23 protein-coding genes are annotated in these 17,710 nt (G+C 37.8%); 11 read left to right on the top strand and 12 right to left on the bottom strand.

The annotated features are described in order from the left end of the window. Window positions 1–267: 267 nt before the first annotated feature. The 8 genes from purC to A994_RS08095 all read left to right on the top strand — a co-directional run bounded on the left by purC (window position 268) and on the right by A994_RS08095 (window position 6,656). Entirely contained in the window at window positions 268–1,014 is a 747-nt protein-coding gene (gene purC, locus A994_RS08130; RefSeq protein WP_004030979.1) for a phosphoribosylaminoimidazolesuccinocarboxamide synthase, read from the top strand. A gap of 123 nt (window positions 1,015–1,137) precedes the next feature. Next, a complete protein-coding gene (gene purS, locus A994_RS08125; RefSeq protein ID WP_004030978.1) occupies window positions 1,138–1,392 on the top strand; it encodes a phosphoribosylformylglycinamidine synthase subunit PurS in 255 nt (84 codons plus the stop codon). Between the two features lies 1 nt (window position 1,393). Further along, a complete protein-coding gene (gene purQ / locus A994_RS08120) occupies window positions 1,394–2,044 on the top strand; it encodes a phosphoribosylformylglycinamidine synthase subunit PurQ (RefSeq protein ID WP_004030977.1) in 651 nt (216 codons plus the stop codon). Between the two features lie 143 nt (window positions 2,045–2,187). Continuing rightward, the gene (cobA, locus tag A994_RS08115) at window positions 2,188–2,901 is read left to right on the top strand and encodes a uroporphyrinogen-III C-methyltransferase (RefSeq protein WP_004030976.1); all 714 of its coding nucleotides are present in this window, start codon (window positions 2,188–2,190) and stop codon (window positions 2,899–2,901) included. Window positions 2,902–2,976: 75 nt separating this feature from the next. Beyond that, window positions 2,977–3,759, top strand: coding sequence for a uroporphyrinogen-III synthase (locus A994_RS08110; protein WP_004030975.1), 783 nt, complete (start codon window positions 2,977–2,979; stop codon window positions 3,757–3,759). Between the two features lie 97 nt (window positions 3,760–3,856). Next, on the top strand, window positions 3,857–4,147 hold the full coding sequence (locus tag A994_RS08105; RefSeq protein ID WP_004030974.1) for a signal recognition particle protein Srp19: 291 nt from the start codon (window positions 3,857–3,859) through the stop codon (window positions 4,145–4,147). Window positions 4,148–4,240: 93 nt separating this feature from the next. Beyond that, window positions 4,241–5,638: a single-stranded-DNA-specific exonuclease RecJ gene (gene recJ, locus A994_RS08100; protein ID WP_004030973.1), complete on the top strand. Its 1,398-nt coding sequence runs from the start codon at window positions 4,241–4,243 to the stop codon at window positions 5,636–5,638. A gap of 223 nt (window positions 5,639–5,861) precedes the next feature. After that, a complete protein-coding gene (locus A994_RS08095; protein ID WP_004030972.1) occupies window positions 5,862–6,656 on the top strand; it encodes a DUF7839 domain-containing protein in 795 nt (264 codons plus the stop codon). Between the two features lie 250 nt (window positions 6,657–6,906). Here the strand turns inward: A994_RS08095 and A994_RS08090 are convergent, their stop codons facing one another. Next, window positions 6,907–7,824 carry a pantoate kinase gene (locus tag A994_RS08090; protein WP_004030971.1) on the bottom strand — a complete coding sequence of 306 codons (918 nt, stop codon included), beginning with the start codon at window positions 7,822–7,824 and terminating at the stop codon, window positions 6,907–6,909. A gap of 176 nt (window positions 7,825–8,000) precedes the next feature. Between A994_RS08090 and A994_RS08085 the strand changes: the two genes are divergently transcribed. Then, window positions 8,001–8,666, top strand: coding sequence for a histidinol phosphate phosphatase domain-containing protein (locus tag A994_RS08085; RefSeq protein ID WP_004030970.1), 666 nt, complete (start codon window positions 8,001–8,003; stop codon window positions 8,664–8,666). Window positions 8,667–8,764: 98 nt separating this feature from the next. Here A994_RS08085 and A994_RS08080 read toward each other — a convergent pair whose 3' ends face one another. Together A994_RS08080 and A994_RS08075 are read right to left on the bottom strand one after the other, a co-directional pair. Beyond that, the gene (locus tag A994_RS08080) at window positions 8,765–9,418 is read right to left on the bottom strand and encodes a 2,5-diamino-6-(ribosylamino)-4(3H)-pyrimidinone 5'-phosphate reductase (protein WP_048204161.1); all 654 of its coding nucleotides are present in this window, start codon (window positions 9,416–9,418) and stop codon (window positions 8,765–8,767) included. 296 nt (window positions 9,419–9,714) lie between these two features. Then, window positions 9,715–9,990: a hypothetical protein gene (locus tag A994_RS08075; RefSeq protein ID WP_004030968.1), complete on the bottom strand. Its 276-nt coding sequence runs from the start codon at window positions 9,988–9,990 to the stop codon at window positions 9,715–9,717. 207 nt (window positions 9,991–10,197) lie between these two features. On the opposite strand from A994_RS08075, the gene A994_RS08070 reads away from it, so the two are divergent. After that, window positions 10,198–10,587: a carboxymuconolactone decarboxylase family protein gene (locus tag A994_RS08070; protein ID WP_004030967.1), complete on the top strand. Its 390-nt coding sequence runs from the start codon at window positions 10,198–10,200 to the stop codon at window positions 10,585–10,587. A 10-nt stretch (window positions 10,588–10,597) separates the two neighbouring features. On the opposite strand, the gene A994_RS08065 is transcribed toward A994_RS08070, so the two are convergent. The 3 genes from A994_RS08065 to mtxX all read right to left on the bottom strand — a co-directional run bounded on the left by A994_RS08065 (window position 10,598) and on the right by mtxX (window position 13,009). Beyond that, on the bottom strand, window positions 10,598–11,356 hold the full coding sequence (locus A994_RS08065; protein ID WP_004030966.1) for a TatD family hydrolase: 759 nt from the start codon (window positions 11,354–11,356) through the stop codon (window positions 10,598–10,600). Window positions 11,357–11,366: 10 nt separating this feature from the next. Next, window positions 11,367–12,134 (bottom strand): polyprenyl diphosphate synthase, encoded by a 768-nt coding sequence (gene uppS, locus A994_RS08060; protein ID WP_004030965.1) that lies wholly within the window; start codon window positions 12,132–12,134, stop codon window positions 11,367–11,369. Window positions 12,135–12,313: 179 nt separating this feature from the next. Continuing rightward, window positions 12,314–13,009 carry a methanogenesis marker protein Mmp4/MtxX gene (gene mtxX / locus A994_RS08055; RefSeq protein WP_004030964.1) on the bottom strand — a complete coding sequence of 232 codons (696 nt, stop codon included), beginning with the start codon at window positions 13,007–13,009 and terminating at the stop codon, window positions 12,314–12,316. Between the two features lie 172 nt (window positions 13,010–13,181). On the opposite strand from mtxX, the gene A994_RS08050 reads away from it, so the two are divergent. Beyond that, window positions 13,182–13,838 (top strand): hypothetical protein, encoded by a 657-nt coding sequence (locus A994_RS08050; RefSeq protein ID WP_004030963.1) that lies wholly within the window; start codon window positions 13,182–13,184, stop codon window positions 13,836–13,838. Between the two features lie 214 nt (window positions 13,839–14,052). Here A994_RS08050 and A994_RS08045 read toward each other — a convergent pair whose 3' ends face one another. The 6 genes from A994_RS08045 to A994_RS08020 form a co-directional block, all read right to left on the bottom strand. Further along, entirely contained in the window at window positions 14,053–14,538 is a 486-nt protein-coding gene (locus A994_RS08045) for a flavodoxin family protein (RefSeq protein WP_004030962.1), read from the bottom strand. Window positions 14,539–14,559: 21 nt separating this feature from the next. Beyond that, window positions 14,560–15,015, bottom strand: coding sequence for a flavodoxin family protein (locus A994_RS08040; protein ID WP_004030961.1), 456 nt, complete (start codon window positions 15,013–15,015; stop codon window positions 14,560–14,562). Between the two features lie 100 nt (window positions 15,016–15,115). Then, window positions 15,116–15,325, bottom strand: a complete 210-nt coding sequence (locus A994_RS08035; protein ID WP_004030960.1) for a hypothetical protein — start codon at window positions 15,323–15,325, stop codon at window positions 15,116–15,118. A gap of 90 nt (window positions 15,326–15,415) precedes the next feature. Then, window positions 15,416–16,306, bottom strand: a complete 891-nt coding sequence (locus A994_RS08030; protein WP_004030959.1) for a hypothetical protein — start codon at window positions 16,304–16,306, stop codon at window positions 15,416–15,418. Between the two features lie 326 nt (window positions 16,307–16,632). Further along, window positions 16,633–16,965: a hypothetical protein gene (locus A994_RS08025; protein ID WP_004030958.1), complete on the bottom strand. Its 333-nt coding sequence runs from the start codon at window positions 16,963–16,965 to the stop codon at window positions 16,633–16,635. Between the two features lie 37 nt (window positions 16,966–17,002). Continuing rightward, window positions 17,003–17,302 (bottom strand): winged helix-turn-helix domain-containing protein, encoded by a 300-nt coding sequence (locus A994_RS08020; RefSeq protein WP_004030957.1) that lies wholly within the window; start codon window positions 17,300–17,302, stop codon window positions 17,003–17,005. Window positions 17,303–17,710: the final 408 nt, after the last annotated feature.

Raw genomic sequence — 17,710 nt, 5'->3', positions numbered from 1 at the left:
CCCAAACTATAATTCTATTATAATCCTAATCTATTATTATAATCCCAAACTATAATTCTATTATAATCCTAATCTATTATTATAATCCCAAACTATAATTCTATTATAATCCTAATCTATTATTATAATCCCAAACTATAATTCTATTATAATCCTAATCTATTATTATAATCCTAAGCTATAATAATTTCTAATGTAGTTTTTATCTTAATGTAGTTTAATATCTATATAAACATTTGACAATAAAATAATGAAAAGGAGTTTAACATGAATCTTGATACGGGAAATCTCCTATACAGGGGTAAAGCCAAGGATGTGTACCAGACCAACCAGCCACAGCAGGTTTTAGTAAAATTTAGAGATGATATTACAGCAGGGGATGGAGAAAAGAAGGAAATTATGAGTTTAAAGGGTTATTACAACTCCCTGATATCGGCTAAGCTTTTCAGACTACTGGAAGATGCTGGAATAAAAACCCAGTACATTGATTTACCCGAGCCAGGATACATGATATCCCATAAACTGGATATGATACCACTGGAAGTAATTACTCGAAATATAGCTGCAGGAAGTCTGCTTCGAAGATTCCCATTCCAGGATGGGCAGACATTTAATCCCCCTATTATCCAGATGGATTACAAAAATGATGAATATCACGACCCCATGCTCAACGATGACATTATCCTGGCCCTTGATCTGGCCAGTAGCGAAGACCTGGAAACAATACGAAAAATAACCCTCAAGATCAATGAAGTTCTGAAAAGCTTCTTAGAAAGCAGAGGACTACTTTTCCCTGACTTTAAAATCGAATTTGGTCGCGACATAGATGGGAACATTGTCCTGGGGGATGAAATCAGCCCTGACACCTGCCGGTTCTGGGATATTGAAACCTGTGATATTCTGGACAAGGATCTCTTCCGGAAAGGGGAATCTGGAGTTATTGAGGCCTACCAGAAAGTTGCCAATATAATCCTGGATGATGAGGATAAGAAGAAATGGAACCTGGATTTTTAATTAAACGAGATTATAAGTTCGGATAATTGGAATAAAGTTAGATAGAATTTATTTAATTGATTATAGAGGATTGTTGGTTGAATATTTGAAGATTATTGATTAATTTAATCACTGGTGATGTCTATGAAATACCATGCACAAGTTGAAATAAGTCTTAAAAAAGGAATGCTCAATCCAGAAGCTTCCACCATCCAAAGGGCACTGGCCCTTTTAGACTATCAGGTGGAGGATACTGCTACCATCGAAATAGTGAAATTCACTCTAGAAGCAGAAAACCCTGATGTGGCTCGTGAAGAAGTGGTCCAGATGTGCGAGCGATTACTCTGCAACCCGGTGATTCACGACTACCAGATCCAGATTGAAGCTGCAGGTGACTAAAATGAAAGTGGGGATCATACGCTTCCCCGGCTCTAACTGCGACCGGGATGTGTTTCACGCCCTGGAGCTTGCGGGGGCCCAACCGGACTATGTCTGGTGGAACCAGAGGGACCTATCCCAATTTGAAGCAATTGTTATCCCTGGAGGATTCTCTTATGGAGATTATCTCCGTGCAGGAGCTATTGCAGCCATCACCCCAGTAATTGAGGGAATTAAAGATATTGTTAAAGAGGAAAAACCAGTTTTAGGCATATGTAATGGTGCCCAGATCCTGGCAGAGGTAGGTCTGGTGCCAGGAGTATTTACCCTCAACCAAAAAGCCCAGTTCATCTGTGAATGGGTAGAATTAGAGGTTAAAACCAATAGAACACCATTCACTCATCTGTACCAGAAGGATGAAGTCATCAAGATGCCCATTGCCCATGCTGAAGGTCGTTACTACACCGAGTACATTGACCAGCTTCGTGATCAGGATCAGATCGTACTGGGATTCTCAGGGGAAAACCCCAATGGTTCTATGGATGCAATCACTGGAGTATGCGACCTGGAAGGGTTGGTGTGTGCGGTCATGCCCCACCCTGAAAGAGCTTCAGAATCTATTTTAGGATCAGATGATGGTTTGAAGTTTTTCAAGGGAATTGTTGATTTCTAGGATTTGTTTAATTGCTAAAAAAAGCCAATCCTAAAAAAAAGTTAATTCCTAAAAAAGTTAATTCCTAAAAAAGCCTTATTCCATAATATAAAGGATAACGAATACTAAAAACAGATTATAAAAAAATTTCACATGGTGAATTAATGGTAGTTTATTTAGTAGGCGCAGGACCAGGGGATCCGGATCTGGTGACCCTTAAAGCCATTAAAACCCTGCAAAAAGCAGATGTTGTGGTTTACGATCGTCTGGCCAATGAAGAAATACTCAAATACGCCAGCGGCGCGGGCATGATCTACGTGGGTAAAAGAGCAGGAGCCCACTCCAAAAAGCAGGAAGAAATAAACCAGATCCTCATAGAACAGGGAAAGAAATACGATTCAGTGGTTCGACTCAAAGGCGGTGACCCATTTGTCTTTGGTAGAGGTGGAGAGGAAATACTGGCCCTGCAGGAAGAAGGAATACCCGTAGAAATCATACCCGGTGTGACCTCCGCCATTGGAGTTCCAACTACCGTAGGACTTCCTGTAACCCATCGAGGAGTGGCGACTTCATTCACAGTGGTAACCGGCCACGAAGACCCCACTAAATCAGAAAAACAGGTACAGTGGAACTACAACGCAGATACCATTGTTATTCTCATGGGTGTGGGACACCTGGAGGAGAATATAAAAGAAATTATGAAGTACAAGGACCCTCAAACTCCAGTGTGTGTCATTGAAAAGGGAACTACCCCGGATGAGAGGATTATAACCGGTACTCTGGAAAACATTACTCAGAAAGATATCAATCCCCCTGCCCTGGTGATAATAGGACCCGTGGTGGATGTTTTTAAGGATATTCAAAATAAAAAACCATAATATTCATTAAACCTTTATAATGGATTTAAAGTAAAAAATCCGGCAGGAAATGATTTAAAAGTAGAGAGGTCCAGTATGAATGGATTTAAAGGTAAAGTTATTGGAATAACCAGACCAGTGGAACGTTCCCAAGCGGCAGTAGACATAGTTCAGAAAAATGGTGGAATTCCTTTGGTGGTTCCCACCCTTGAACTGGAGGCGTTTGCCAGCAAATCTTTGATGGATCTCTGCAATCGGGCTGGTGAACTGGACTGGCTAATATTCACATCTCCTGCATCACTGGAATCATTGTTTAAATACTGTGAAGGTTTTAGGGAAAAACTCAATCCTCAATGTCAGGTGGCGGTTATTGGACCCCGCACAGAGCGAGTTTTGAATGATTATGGAATTAAAGCTGATGTGGTACCTGAGGATTACACTGCTGAAGGTCTTCTGGAGGAATTCCAAAAAATAGATCTTAATCGGAAAAAAGTAGGAGTTCCCCGTACATTTAAAGCAAGAGATGTGCTTCCTGAAGGTTTAAAGAAGATGGGTGCTACTGTTTATCTGGCAGAGGCCTACAAATCCACCAAACCCCACGATACCAGTAGGGTTCAGTTGCTGGTTGATGAAATAATCCAGGGAAAAGTGGATGCAGTTACCTTTACCAGCCCCCTCACTGTCACCAATCTCTTTGAAATGGCTGGAGATAAAAGAATAGAGTTAATAGATTCTTTTAAAGAAGGGAAAGTTTTAGCGGCAGCTATTGGCCCTATTACTCAGAAACCTCTGGAAGAATTGGAAATACCATCCATCGCACCACCCAAGTACACTGTGAAAGACATGTTAATGCAGTTAAAGGAAGAAATGAGTGATTAATCCGTCAGAGTAAGTGATTAACTCTCAGACTAAGTGATTAACCTGTCAAACTAAAAATCAAGATATTCAAATAAGCCGTTTAAAAGGAGCCGTGACTATGAAAGATGAAACTAAAACAATCATCTGGCCTGCTTATATTGATTCTACAAAGAGTAAATCTGAAGGAAGAAAAATCCCGAAAAAACAGGCTGTAAACTCACCAAAACTACGTGAAATTACTCAGGCAGCTAAAAAACTGAGATTAAATCCTTCTGTTGAGAAGTACAAATCTTACCCCCCATCATGGTGGGAAGGATCAGGAAGGATAATAATTGATAGGAACATGAGCAAACAGGAAGTTCTCATTAAACTGAGCAACCTCATTAATGGTTCCAGAAAAGATAAATAGAACTATTTTTAGATAGGGAAGGAACGATTTTAGATATGGAAGGAACGATTTTAAATATGGAAGGAACGATTTTAAATATGGAAGGAACGATGAATGGCTGTCACTCTAAAAGATATGGATAAATCCCTGGCTAAAGCTAACGAAATGGTAAAAAATGCAGAAGATGTTAAAATATACAGCCATATCGACTGCGATGGAATATCTGCTGGGGCAATATTATCATCAACACTGGACCGCCTGGAAATTGACCATGAAATAGAATTTATAACCCTGGACAGGATTCCAGAACTAAAAAAAGAAAATGAACTGACCATATTCTCAGATCTGGGTTCAGGGCAAAATCTAGAGAACTTTCAAAGCTCCCAGTCCAAAATTCTCATACTAGACCATCACCCCCCATTAAGGAATATATCAGGGGGAAACAACGGTTTTCTGGAAATAAACCCCAATTACTACGGCATAGATGGCTCACACCAAGTTTCCGGTGGAGGTATGTGCTACCTTCTGGCTAAAACTTTTGGTTTTCATAACTTAAGCTGGATTGGTGTTTTGAGTGCTGTTGGAGACATGCAGAATAGTTCATCCGGGAAATTAGTGGGCATAAATGAGGGCATATTAAATGATGGAGTTCGTAAAGGACTGGTGGGATCATTCAATGATCTGGCTATCTATGGAAGACAGACCAGACCCATTTTTGTGGCATTATCCTATTTTGGCGATGTGAAACTTCCTATAACCAACAATCGTAATGAAGCCATGCAGTTTCTGAAAAATCTGGACATACCCATTAAAAATGGCAGAAAACAGCGCACACTCTACGATTTAAGTCAGGAGGAGAAGGGACGTATTTTCACGGAACTGGTGCGGATGATGAGCCGGGAAGTGCCACCCCGTTATGTTAAGTACATTCCCCGCCTGGTGGCAGGGGATGCCTATGAATTTCTAGAAGAAAAGGAGTACTCCCCCCTGCGTGATGCCAGTGAATTTTCAACAGCCATCAACGCCTGCAGCAGACACAAACATCCAGAAATAGCCTTAAAAGTACTTAAAGGAGATAGGGGAATGGCCCTGGATGATATGGAAATGTTAAGTAAAGAACACCGCCAGTACCTGGCCCAAAAAATGAACTGGGTCCAGGAAGAGGATCGAATTAAGAGCATGAAGAACCTGCAGTACTTCCAGGGTAATGAGATAAAAAGCGAGGTTATTGGGACCATAGCCGGCATGATCTTAAGCTATGGTGATTGGAGAAAACCAATGATTGGTTTCACACAAATAAATGATGAAAACGATGGTTTGAAGGTTTCTCTCCGTTGTTCCCGACTTTTAGCCTTTGACGGGATTCATTTTGGCCACATAATAAGTAAAGTGGCAGCAAAGGTAGGGGGTAGTGGTGGTGGACACTCTGTGGCCTGCGGTGCCTACATCCCTGGTGGAAAACAGGAACAATTCCTGAAACTCTTTGATGAAACATTAAACGGTGTTTTATAAACTTGAGATACCTCCATTAAACCGGTTGATGTCCAGTAAATATAAACACTTGATAAACTACACATTAAATTATTGAATTTACATCCTTTTGGACTAACCCCGTTAATTAAATTCTGCTAAAAAACCTTTTAAAAAAAATCACACCACTAAAAACTAAAAAAAGTTATAAAAATATAAATATTATAAAAAATTCAGATGTTAAAATCCTAAAAGGGATGATCATATGAAAGTTTTCAAGAAAAAGGGTGAACTTACCAAGTTTCAGATCCTGGCAGAGATTGCCAAAGGCCAACCACATCTACGTCAAAAGGATATTGCCGACCAGTTGGGCATCACTGTTCAAGCGGTTTCAGAGAATTTAAAGAGTTTAGTGGATGAAGGATGGGTTGAAACAGGCAGTGGCCAGGCACGTTACAAGATCACCAAACGTGGGATTGAAAAGGTGAAAACTGGTGCTAATGATCTCCGTAAATATGCAGATCAGGTCATAGATACCATGAACACCTACAAATCTGTATGGCCAGCCATTGCCCGTGAAAACCTGAAGGAAGGGGAAGCAGTGTGGCTTAAAATGGATGAGGGAACTCTGTATGCAGGTAAAGAAAAGACTTCTGCCCATGCTGAAGTACTTCATGATGCTAAAAAGGGTGAAGATGTAGCTCTGGTCAGTTTAGGTGGGACAATCGAACTTGAACCAGGATTTGTAGTTATTATCAAACTCCCCACCATTAACCAGGGTGGTAGCCGTGTCTGTGATCTTGAAAATGTTCAGGAGATTCTGGCAAAATATGAAAATCGTATCCAGAGGGTAGGTATCATGGGAACTGTCTCCAGATCCATGGCAGATAAACTGGAAATCAAACCAGATTTTGAATTTGCCACCCCTCAAGCAGCAATTGCTGCTGCCAATCGTGGATTAAACGTTTTAATATTTGCAGTGGGTAAAATGACCCGGACCTTAACCAATAGAATGGATGCAGAAGGGATCAACTACATTATTGAAGATGTTTTAACCTAAAGGTAGATTTAATTTAAACATAACACAAAACGTTTAAATCTCCAAGTTTCTAAATTAAATCTTTAATTCCACATAAACCCTCAAAAAACATACTCAGATACAAAAAAACATCATATCACACGAAAACAATCATTAAGACAAAGAACATATCTGAATTAACAATTAGACTATTAAATCTCGTTTAAACCCATTAATTTCTTTTAAGCAGTTCTGCAAATCTTTATTTATCCCCAAATACGGTCTATTTTTCTTAAACAATTCTACAACCACAGTGGTCAACCCTGGCAACCATTGATCCTTCCACACTGGAATCAGGAGTATCAGATATTGCAAATGCTGTTTTTCCAAGCATGGCCATGGATGCGCCCAGGGTCTCATCTTTCAGGACATCAACAATCTCCATCACCTCCGGATCAATTAAACCTGTTTTCTGGGCAAATTCAAGGGATAAATCCATGAAATGTGTAACCTGGGGATTGATGAGTAATTTTTGAAGTAATTCTCGGGCTATACTACTCAATTTACTTGCCATAGCAGGATCAGTCAGTACAGATGCTGTTTCAATGGTTCCTAAACTTTTTGATATTACAAAGAGTCCTTCCTCATTATTAGTACGGTCATCACAACCATCAAGAAGTTTATCGGCCTTCCCCTGCCCGGGGGCACCAGGTTCAATTCTAATGGGGAACCCTCCAACCACTGATCCAATAACATCACCCAGACCTGTTTTAAGGTCTACTTCTGCATTATGGGCAACCGCTGCGGCCTGATTAAAGGTTAAAGGTAGTTTGAGGAGTTTTGAAAGTCCTATTGATGTGCCCAGTGCAAATCCGGCTGATGCTCCGAATCCAGATTCTATGGGGACGTTGATCTCATGATCAATAGTAATTTTAAGGTTATTCCATTCTATTCCATCAGAAAAATGATTTTTAAGCAAATCCATAGTTTTATAGGTTACTGAACTTTCCAGTGGAGAGTTGTGGTCATTGGTTTTTCCATTGGTTTTGATAATGAGTTCACCGTTTCCTTCACATACATCCACCTTGGTTAGAACTCCCTGGTCCAGAACCACTCCCGCTCCACGGGATCCCTTAATCAAAGGGTTAGGATGGTCAATGATCTCAAAAAAACCAGTTATGTGAGAGGGGGCAAAGACTAACGATTGCAATTTATCACCACATTTATTATATTCCCTGATAAATAAATAATAAAGGTAATTTAATTGACATTAATGATTATTGAATTAATAGGTAAATGGTAAAATTGAATTAAATGATATAATAGGTTAAATGGTAAAATTAACATTAAATAACAAGTAATGTAACAAAATCAGGAGACCCCTATATGGGAAAACGAATCGACTTACACACCCACAGCATATTCAGTGATGGTGAACTCTTACCTTCAGAAATAGCACGGCGAGCCTGTGTTCTAGGACATCAGGCAGTGGCAATCACAGACCACGTGGATGCTTCCAATCTGGACTGTGTTGGCCGCGTGATTAACGCAGTTCTAGATATTAGAGATAACTGGGACATTGAAATTGTTCCAGGAGCAGAAATAACCCATGCACCCTCTGAAATAATCCCAAAACTGGCCAAAAAAGCCAAGGAACTAGGTGCAGAGGTTATTGTTGTGCACGGTGAAACACTGGTGGAACCAGTGATTGAGGGAACCAACTGGAGTGCGGTTAACTGTGCTGATGTTGATGTATTAGCACACCCTGGACTTATAACTCATGAAGAAGCACGTATTGCTAAAGAAAATGACATAGCCCTGGAGATAAGTGCCAGACGAGGCCACAGCCTGGGTAATGGACACGTTGTTCAGGTAGCCCGGGAAGTAGGTGCCAATCTGGTGGTGGACACAGACACCCACGCACCAGGGGATCTGGTAAACTGTGAAATGGCTAAAAAAATAGCTTTAGGAGCAGGTCTGCCTGAAAATGAAATTAAAAAAGTCTTAAGAGATAATCCACTCCATATACTGGAGAAAAAAGGCATATTATAAATTAAAAATTTTTTTAAAGACTTTTAAAAAGGGAGTGCAATGGAATTAGTTTAACATGAAAAATAAAGAATTTATATGCTGAAAAGTCCATTGAAACTTCATAAAACATTATACTCAACTATGAGGTCTGCCCCCAGATTATAACTCTTTTTAAACTTCAAACGGAATGCCTCTTTCATGTAATCTACTCCATCCCCATCTACCAGAGTCTTAGCCCTATTTCCCCCTGCGATCATAGGCGCTATGCACACCCTTACTTCATTTACCAGACCTGCACTGAGCATTGAATAGTTCAAGGTGGACCCACCCTCAAGCATCAATGTTTTAATCCCTTTATTTCCCAGTTCATCCATTAAACAATTCAGATCAACCTGTTTATCCCCACAGATAATCACTTCTGACTTACCATCTTCTTCAAGAGCCTTTATTTTATCTGAAGGTGCTTCACTGGAAACAGCAATGATAGTGGGAGCTTCCTGGTTAAGTATCCTGTATTCTGGAGGTGTGCGGGCTTTACTGTCCACCACCACCCTTATCGGGTTATCATTGGAGTTTGCAGAGATTTTGTGGACTGTAAGACGTGGATCATCAACCATTACCGTGTTTATCCCCACCATTATGGCATCCATCTCTTTCCGGAGCTTGTGTACCCTTAAAAGGTCTTCTTGACCTGAAATTTCTGAACTACCTGTTCTGGTGGCGATTTTCCCATCCAGAGTCATGGCTGCATTGAGTATCACTTTCGGTTTTATGATAATCCCTCCATAGTTAGTTTCTTTAAAATTGGCCCAGTAATTCTAATTATAAGCCTAATAACTTGAATAATAGACCTATAGTTAGAATAATGAGTCCAACACCAGATTATAAATCATTAGCTCAATAATAGGCTCAATACTTGATAATAGGCCCAATGACTTGAATTATTAAGTTCAAACGGAAATAGCAAGTTCAATAACCAAATTCACTCCAATAACCCCTCATTCTCTAGGAAAACCCTAATTCTCTCGGAAAACCCTAATTCTCTGTGAAAAAATATGAAAAGGGGAACCTATTGATTGCCACCACCCATTATGTAAGATATACTCTGGAAAATCTGTTGTATTTGCTGTATAATAGAGCTGATTGTATTGAGAATATCCTGTATAGGGCCTAGAGTATTTTGAACGTCCTGTGCTGTGTCATTGGTTGCTTTACTTGCATTCTGAATTGCCTGATCTGCTGTGTTTTTCACGTCTCCCAGACTGGACTGGTCTACAGCCATAACTGGTTGGAACATTAAACAAAGTGCCATTAATAATAAAAAACTCGTGAGTAACTTCTTCACATTAACCACCCGCTTTACTTAAGGTTTATATATACTCATTTAAAGGTACATCCTAATTCAATGAGTTCACTATAACTAAACTATATTATGAAAACGTAGATATTAATGTATACCACGATGTTACTTTAAAAAGAAGGTTATCTTAAATTATACGTTAAAAATAGGCCTAAAACCATACAATAAGATGTACTAAAGGTAAGTGTAATCATGAGCGAAGATAGATACCAGAAAGGCATGGAAAATTTAAAAATAATGAACCCGGATTCTTACAAAGATTTAGAAAAAAGTTTAAATGATGTGGCTCCGGATATGGCTCGTTACATCGCTGAATTTCCATATGGAGATATTTATTCCAGACCAGGTTTGGATCTGAAGACCAGGGAACTAGTTACAGTTGCATCAATCACCACCCTGGGAAATGCCCAACCAGAACTTAAAAGCCATGTGCATGGTGCTTTAAATGTAGGATGCACTCCCACTGAAATAATTGAAGTCATAATCCAAATGGCAGTTTATGCAGGTTTTCCTGCTGCAATTAACGGCTTAAATGCAGCTAAAGAGGTTTTTGAGGAGCGAAATGAAAAGTTTGAAAAATAAATAATCCCTATTAAAATCTGAATATTTTCCGAGCATTAGCATCAGTTACACTGGCAACTTCATCCATAGGGATTGATTTAACCCTGGAAATGGTTTTAACAGTTTTTTCAACAAAAGCAGGTTCATTTCTCTGTCCTTTGAATGGTGAAAGATAGGGACTGTCAGTTTCTGTGAGTAACTGGGATAATGGTAGTTGGGCAGCCAGTTTTTGATGATGCTCTGAAAAACAGACAATGGTTGAAAGGGAAATGAAATATCCCTCTTCAATTATTTTATGGGCAGTGTGGATATCTCCACCGTAACAGTGAAATATTACCTGGGGAATGGAGGGATGTTTTTTAACCATTTCCAGTGCTTTTTCCTCGGCATCACGGGCATGTATCACCAGGGGTAACTGGTACTCCACTGACATTTCAAGGAAGGTTTCAAAGAGTTTTATCTGTTTATTTTTATCATCTTCACCACCGGGATCATTGAAGTCAAGGCCGGTTTCACCCAGACCTACCGCAACATCGATATTATCCTCAATTTCATCTAAAGCCTGTTTTATTACCGAAACATCAGACTTAGATGCATTGGATGGATGAAATCCAAGTGTAGGATACAAAAAATTTTCATATTCTCTGGCCAGTTTCAGGGTTCGTCTGTTGCCCCCCAGTGTGGCACCGGAGTTCACAATGGCGGTTAATTTCTCCTGTGCACGTCCTATAACTTCCTGCCTGTTTTTATTGTAAACTTTAAAATCAATGTGACAGTGACTGTCAATCATTCCAAAACACCTAAACCCCGTATCGCCTTTCCCTCTCCTGATAAGAACGTAAAGCCCTTAAAAAGTCAACTTTCCTGAGTTCTGGCCATAAACTATCGCAGAAATAGAGTTCAGAGTATGATGATTGCCATAACAGGAATCCACTGAGTCTTTCCTCACCACTGGTCCTGATAATCAGGTTAGGATCCTCCAGACCAGCAGTGTAGAGGTTACTGTTTACCAGTTCCTCATCAATATCATCGGTGGTTATTTTTCCTTCCTGAACTTCTTTAACTATCTTTTTTATGGCATCAACAATCTCCATACGTCCATCGTAACCTATGGCAATGTTCACCTGTCTTTTATTGTAGTGGGCAGTTGATTTTTCAGCGATACGGATCGCTTCCCTGACATCTTCAGGTAGAAGTTCCAGTTTACCCACTGCCTTTACCCGGACCTGGTTGTCGTGAATCTTTTTGTTACGGGCTATTCCCTCGAAATTTTCCTTGAAAAGTTGCATTAACCCCTCCACTTCCTTGGGTGGTCTTTTGAAGTTTTCAGTGGAGAAAGCATAGGCAGTTACGATTTCAATACCCAGATCAACACACCAGTCCAGAACCCGTTCTAAGGTATCAATCCCTTTCTTATGACCATCAATGGCATCAAGATTTCCCTGGATTTTAGAAAAACGACGATTTCCATCCATAATAATAGCTACATGTTTGGGCATGTTCTCTGGTCGGAGGTTACGGGAGATGTACCATTCATAAATCCTGTAAAGTGGTGTTAATGCTGACATTTTAGATTCCTTTAATTATTTTGATAAATTATGTGAGGATAGGTAGAATATTAAGTATGGAAATATTTCGTTTAAATGTGGAAATATTTGTGATTAAAATACTTACTTTATTCCATTTTAAATTAGGTGGATGTTCTGATTTTAATTAGTGATAAATTATAATTTGTTAAGTAAATCTATTATTTTGTTTTAACCAGTTTTTCTGCCAGTTTCAAAGCACACAGGTATCCTTCTTCACTCTGGGATCGGGAAGTGTCAATGAATATCTCATCAATACCAAGAGCCACTGCCCCATGGCTTTTAACAAAACCCAGTAAAACAAGGCTGCGAAAAATCAGATTCCCACAGATACCATCTGGTGCCAGTATCATGTTGGCTCCATCATCAACAGCATCTTCTATTAATGCAAAGTAATGTTTAACCTCATATTTATCCCTTGTGATCCGGGTTAACTCTTCACCTTCCATGATACTTTTATCAATCTGTGGACTTCTACCTATATCCTGTGGTCTTCCCCCAGAAATAACTGCTATTTTAGGATTTAAACCTAGCCGATACAGAAATTGAGCCCCATATTCAATAAGTTTCTTTTTCTGTTCCAGGGTGTCTCCCTCATCTATGCCCACCGGAGCCAGGAGCACATGGTGTCCTTTAAGTTCCAGTAAGGATGCACGGTAGACTTCAGGATACTTTTCCCTGAGCATTTTAAGTAGATGGGATGCACTAAGGGACCCCCTAATTGCAGCATCAACTTCTCCATTTAATAGTAAGTCCAGCAGTTCCTCTTCAGATTCGGTTAAAACAACTTCAAAGTCAACTTTACCTGCTGCCTGGATTATAGCCTGATTTTCACCCACACCAGCTGCGATTTTCATTGTTAATATTTTCGTGTGTACCTATTTATACTATTAATCTATTTTTCAATTTTAGCAGAATCATCAATGATTTTAGAAATTAATATAAGTCATAAAAATGATAGCAATTATTTAATAAAATTGTTTGTGAAGGATAATATTAAGTAACACCAAAAAAAATGAAGGTGCTTTAATGGTTTTAAAACCTGAAAGAAACCGTGAATCCGTCCAGTTCTCAGATAATTCCACAGGATATTTAGTTTGCTCTGAATGTAACGGTTATTATAAGTTACAAGAAAATGAAACTCCAGAAGACTTTGAGAAATGCGAATGTGGAAGTTTACTGACATATTATGAATCAATTCCATCCCCTGAAAGTAGTTTGATGTTCAGTTCAACCAATCTCGGTCAGGATTCTGTTAAATCTTTTAAACCTTCTGATGAAATAGATTCCAAACAGTTTAACCCATTAAAACAGGACCAAACCAACACCTTTAAAACGGGTGAGGTATCAGAAAACGAATTTATAATGAATCGTTTTTCAAAACAAAATCCAGTATCGGATGAAGTTTTAAACACTCTTCAACGAGATAAAGGAAGTTTATGGAACAATGTAGCTGAATTTAATTCCAAAAATAATGTGGAACATCGAAAAGTGGTCATGGATGATGTTATTGAAGTTAATCGTTTGATGATGATGGTTGATGAGAGAAGAGCTCTTGAAGAAAGTGACAACTCGTCTAAAATGAAATCAGTTTCCACTAGAATGGGTCCTATTGGCTTTTTAAGCGCAGCCATAGTGTTATTAATAACAGTTCTGGCCTTAACCCTGGCAGGGGAATTAGTTTAACAATTTTTTTTAATTAAAATGAATATTATTAACCAGAAAAATTATAAATCAGATAAAAAAAAGTCGTGTTTTACTTTTATTTTAAATTGAGTATGCCTCATAAAATTTTTGTCTTATAAATTAAAATAATATTTTATCTCCCACTAAATTTGTAATGTTTATAAGTAATGATAAATCCTCGTTTTTGAGTTCTTTTTATAGGTTCTTGTTCTTCCTATTTATTCTTACGCTCTTTTTTTAGTTTATTAGCAAACTCTTCAGCATTTTTAAGGTCTTGATCATTAGGTCTGCCCTTATTCATTCCACCAAACAGTCTAAGGAAACTATTGGTGTTGAATCCTTTACATTGAAATTCATCAACAATTATATATCCTTTTGATTCTAGTTTTTCCCTGAGTTTAGAGTGATCTTTGATTTTTTTGGATTCCCCACTGATTCCAGCAGTAGAAAAAATAAATGCTTTTTTATCATTCACTTCTGATAGTTCATCGGCAAGTTCAAGTAGAGATCCATCATGTTTGGCACTATAAATTCCCGATCCAAAACCTATTAAATCATATTTTAGAATTTCTTCCGGATTTATTTCATCTGGCCATTTTATTTCTGCATCAAGAATTTTAGAGAAGACTCCAGCTATTTTCTCTGTATTATAATGATGGTATGAATACAGAACAATTAATGATTTATTTTTCTCTTCCATTATTTCCCCTCATTTTAGGAATTAATCTTTTGCTTTAATAAGGTTTTGAGCAAATACTTCGGCATGTTTGAGATCCTGAGCATCAGGGTGACCCCTACTTATTCCCAATCCTATTTTCCCTAAAAATCCTCTACACTGAAATTCATTAACAATTATGTACCCCTTCGATTGTAGTTTTTCCCTAAGGGCGGAGTGAGATTTGATGGTTTTAGATTTTTCAACTCCTGCACTGGTTGAGAAAATAAATGCTTTCTTATCTGTGGTTTCAGGTAATTTATCTGCTAGTTCGAGTAGTGTTTTATGATGTATTCCACCGTAAATCCCAGATCCAAAACCGATAAGATCATATTCTTTAATCTCTTCAGGATTGACATCCTCCGGCCACTTTATTTCTGCACCTAAAACCGGTACAATCATTTCAGCAACCTTTTCAGTGTTATGGTGGTGGTATGAATACAATACCATGAGAGATCTCATAAGCAACACATCCCTTGTTTTTTCCCTTTATTTTCCATTATTTCACCTCACTTTTGAATAATCCCTTAAAATATAATTAACCCAATTCGTTAGCTTTTCCTTAACTTTTAAAGCAAACTCTTTCGCTTTCTGAAGCTTTAACCATATTCTCTATTTGCAAAAGTTTATCAACAAATTCTGCACATTTCTTGGTTTTGTCATCTTTCATAGCCACATTCATAACCGCATTTATCTTTAGAGTGCTGTTTTCAACCTCTTCTAGAAAAAGAACTTTGGGAGAACTATACTTAGTGTATAATACTGCTTTCATCCCATTAACCCCCGATTATTGTTATTCTTTGAAAATGCATGTTATGATCTTTATTCTTAAAAAATAATAAAGAAAAAAATTAATCTAGATTTATTCTAGATTTAATTTAATTGAGCCAATCTTAGGTGCCAGGTAGTTGTATAATATGGCAATTAATGCGGTTTCTATGAAGTAGATTATGAAGTTAGATATGAATTCTCCATAGTTACCCGACAGGATCCCAATAAGCCCTAACAACATGTAAACAAGGGCTACTGCCAGAGCTGTGGGTAGTACTGGTATGTGTTTAAGTTCGTGTAAGTTTCCAGTGATTTGGCCAAATTCTAACTGGATTTTAGCTACTCTGGTGACTATGTAATTGTATAATATTGCAAATAAAGCATTCCAAATGAATCCAAATACAAATACTATTATTGGAAGCCCAATTATTAAAACCAGGGACATTAATATTCCTGCTGTTCCAATTTCTGCACCGGTGGGCATGGTTGCTCCAGAAACATTTGTTATGTTAGCAGTTATGTTGGCTGCTGCTGGCATGGTACTGATTGCACCTATTAACGAGAATAGTGGGGAAATCACTGCTGCTAAGACCAATCCTACAACAAATGCCCAGATTGCTTCAATGGCAGAGAGTATCAGGGAAAATGAAATCACTGGAATATTTTCCACTTCATTACCCTCTAATTCTAATTTCACTCCACCTAATTTTGGTACCAATGCATTGTAAAGCATCACTGAGACAAAACTTACCACTATAGTACTTAAAAAGGCACCTATTGGAAGGAGAACAATTAAAGGTATTCCCAGCCCCGTGACCAGATTAAACTGCCCTAAATGATGAATTACTCCGGTAGCCTGCAAAAATGCAAGTACTATTAACATCAATATGGAACCAATCAATCCCAAAATTCCATATATTGACGCTGACATCTTGGTAAAAGGTGTCAGTTTAAAAGATTTAATTTCTCTCACATCTACCATATTATAACCTCCATTTTAAATTTTAAACCCAAAGGATGGTTTTACCTATGCACGATATAAGGAATCCTTTGAATTTTTTTTAAATCCTTAACCGTTACTTAAATCTTGTTTAAACACTTAAAAGTAATTTTTCCAAAATTTACTCAGCTTTTCCTCTTTTTTCCCTCCAAATTCATTCCGAGTTATAATAACCCTGAAAGTATCTTAAAAAAGAAAATTTGACTTAAAAAACCTTCAATTAAGAATTCACGTGAAATAAATAGATTTACTTGCGGAAAAAAATAAAATTTTACTTGGGGAAAATGTTAGATTTAAAAAAAAATGTATTAATCCCTCGTTATCATTAAAAGTAGTGCTAAAGCCGTGAATTCAAGTCCTAAAAATATTAATGGCAGTAAAGCATTAATAATGGTCTCTGGAAGGTTAAATATGAAATAAAATGAGAACAGTATGTTCTGAACCAGGAATAGGAGTGAAAATGAAACCAGGGTTGTGGTAAATTTGGATTTCACTTTACGGTATCTTTCCACGTACACGTAGAGCATTCCAATTAAAAGGATGATATTGGCTATGCTGGTTATTAAAGCAGACACTTTAACCAGTGCATACAAAGTAGGTACTATATTTGACAGTCCAAATAGATTAATTTCCATCAACATTTTTTATGCCTTCGTTACGTGATAATTTATTTACTTCTTATTTTATTTGTTCATCACTTTTCATAAATTCTTCCCAAATATCCAGAAAAGTACCATAATCTTTTTCCATTTCATCTGAGAGAAAATATAATGCACCGTATTTTTCTCCGGTGGATTCAACTATTTGGTTCTCCTGTAAAACATCCATATGATGCCTTATTGTCTTATAATCCAGTGAAAGCTTCTCAGCAAGCTTATTGGCATTGTATGGTCTTTGTTTTAGTTCAAGTATCATCCTGGCCCGGTTTTCTCCACCTTTGCTACCGGCAATTAACCACCATAAAAATACTTTCTTCATAAGAGGGTTGCTCCCAACGATAACTTCTCTAGAATTTTGGAATATTTTTAAGCCAATTCTTTACTACTAATATGAATACAGCATCTATAAGTTAAACTTTTTCATTTAAAGAGGTAATTGTTATTGACATTATTTATAGTAACTGCTCCTGAAATCTAGTGCTATTATTCTATTCATGCCTTCGTTATATCATGCTATCGACTACAATCTGCAAGAACTCTGTCATTTTCCCCCATACATAGATCAGTGAATGAATTTATGCATTAATGGATGTAATTTGTGTGATTAAAGCATTGACAACATTTTTTTCATCTATAACATCAGGAGGATAAAGAGAATAATTATCTTTCCCATGAAAAAATGGACCAACCACCATAAAAAATGTCAACACCAACTAATTTACAGCCA

Source organism: Methanobacterium formicicum DSM 3637, from assembly GCF_000302455.1.
GTDB lineage: Archaea > Methanobacteriota > Methanobacteria > Methanobacteriales > Methanobacteriaceae > Methanobacterium > Methanobacterium formicicum_A.
The sequence above is the reverse complement of the archived record's forward strand: the minus strand, read 5'-3'. Positions and strand labels throughout refer to the sequence as shown.

What these genes read in the sequence shown, in the direction of transcription:
- purC (WP_004030979.1), top strand. Translation starts at nt 268, where the DNA reads ATGAATCTTGATACGGGAAATCTCCTATACAGGGGTAAAGCCAAGGAT.
- purS (WP_004030978.1), top strand. Translation starts at nt 1,138, where the DNA reads ATGAAATACCATGCACAAGTTGAAATAAGTCTTAAAAAAGGAATGCTC.
- purQ (WP_004030977.1), top strand. Translation starts at nt 1,394, where the DNA reads ATGAAAGTGGGGATCATACGCTTCCCCGGCTCTAACTGCGACCGGGAT.
- cobA (WP_004030976.1), top strand. Translation starts at nt 2,188, where the DNA reads ATGGTAGTTTATTTAGTAGGCGCAGGACCAGGGGATCCGGATCTGGTG.
- A994_RS08110 (WP_004030975.1), top strand. Translation starts at nt 2,977, where the DNA reads ATGAATGGATTTAAAGGTAAAGTTATTGGAATAACCAGACCAGTGGAA.
- A994_RS08105 (WP_004030974.1), top strand. Translation starts at nt 3,857, where the DNA reads ATGAAAGATGAAACTAAAACAATCATCTGGCCTGCTTATATTGATTCT.
- recJ (WP_004030973.1), top strand. Translation starts at nt 4,241, where the DNA reads ATGGCTGTCACTCTAAAAGATATGGATAAATCCCTGGCTAAAGCTAAC.
- A994_RS08095 (WP_004030972.1), top strand. Translation starts at nt 5,862, where the DNA reads ATGAAAGTTTTCAAGAAAAAGGGTGAACTTACCAAGTTTCAGATCCTG.
- A994_RS08085 (WP_004030970.1), top strand. Translation starts at nt 8,001, where the DNA reads ATGGGAAAACGAATCGACTTACACACCCACAGCATATTCAGTGATGGT.
- A994_RS08070 (WP_004030967.1), top strand. Translation starts at nt 10,198, where the DNA reads ATGAGCGAAGATAGATACCAGAAAGGCATGGAAAATTTAAAAATAATG.
- A994_RS08065 (WP_004030966.1), bottom strand. Translation starts at nt 11,356, where the DNA reads ATGATTGACAGTCACTGTCACATTGATTTTAAAGTTTACAATAAAAAC.
- uppS (WP_004030965.1), bottom strand. Translation starts at nt 12,134, where the DNA reads ATGTCAGCATTAACACCACTTTACAGGATTTATGAATGGTACATCTCC.
- mtxX (WP_004030964.1), bottom strand. Translation starts at nt 13,009, where the DNA reads ATGAAAATCGCAGCTGGTGTGGGTGAAAATCAGGCTATAATCCAGGCA.
- A994_RS08050 (WP_004030963.1), top strand. Translation starts at nt 13,182, where the DNA reads ATGGTTTTAAAACCTGAAAGAAACCGTGAATCCGTCCAGTTCTCAGAT.
- A994_RS08045 (WP_004030962.1), bottom strand. Translation starts at nt 14,538, where the DNA reads ATGGAAGAGAAAAATAAATCATTAATTGTTCTGTATTCATACCATCAT.
- A994_RS08040 (WP_004030961.1), bottom strand. Translation starts at nt 15,015, where the DNA reads ATGAGATCTCTCATGGTATTGTATTCATACCACCACCATAACACTGAA.
- A994_RS08035 (WP_004030960.1), bottom strand. Translation starts at nt 15,325, where the DNA reads ATGAAAGCAGTATTATACACTAAGTATAGTTCTCCCAAAGTTCTTTTT.
- A994_RS08030 (WP_004030959.1), bottom strand. Translation starts at nt 16,306, where the DNA reads ATGGTAGATGTGAGAGAAATTAAATCTTTTAAACTGACACCTTTTACC.
- A994_RS08025 (WP_004030958.1), bottom strand. Translation starts at nt 16,965, where the DNA reads ATGTTGATGGAAATTAATCTATTTGGACTGTCAAATATAGTACCTACT.
- A994_RS08020 (WP_004030957.1), bottom strand. Translation starts at nt 17,302, where the DNA reads ATGAAGAAAGTATTTTTATGGTGGTTAATTGCCGGTAGCAAAGGTGGA.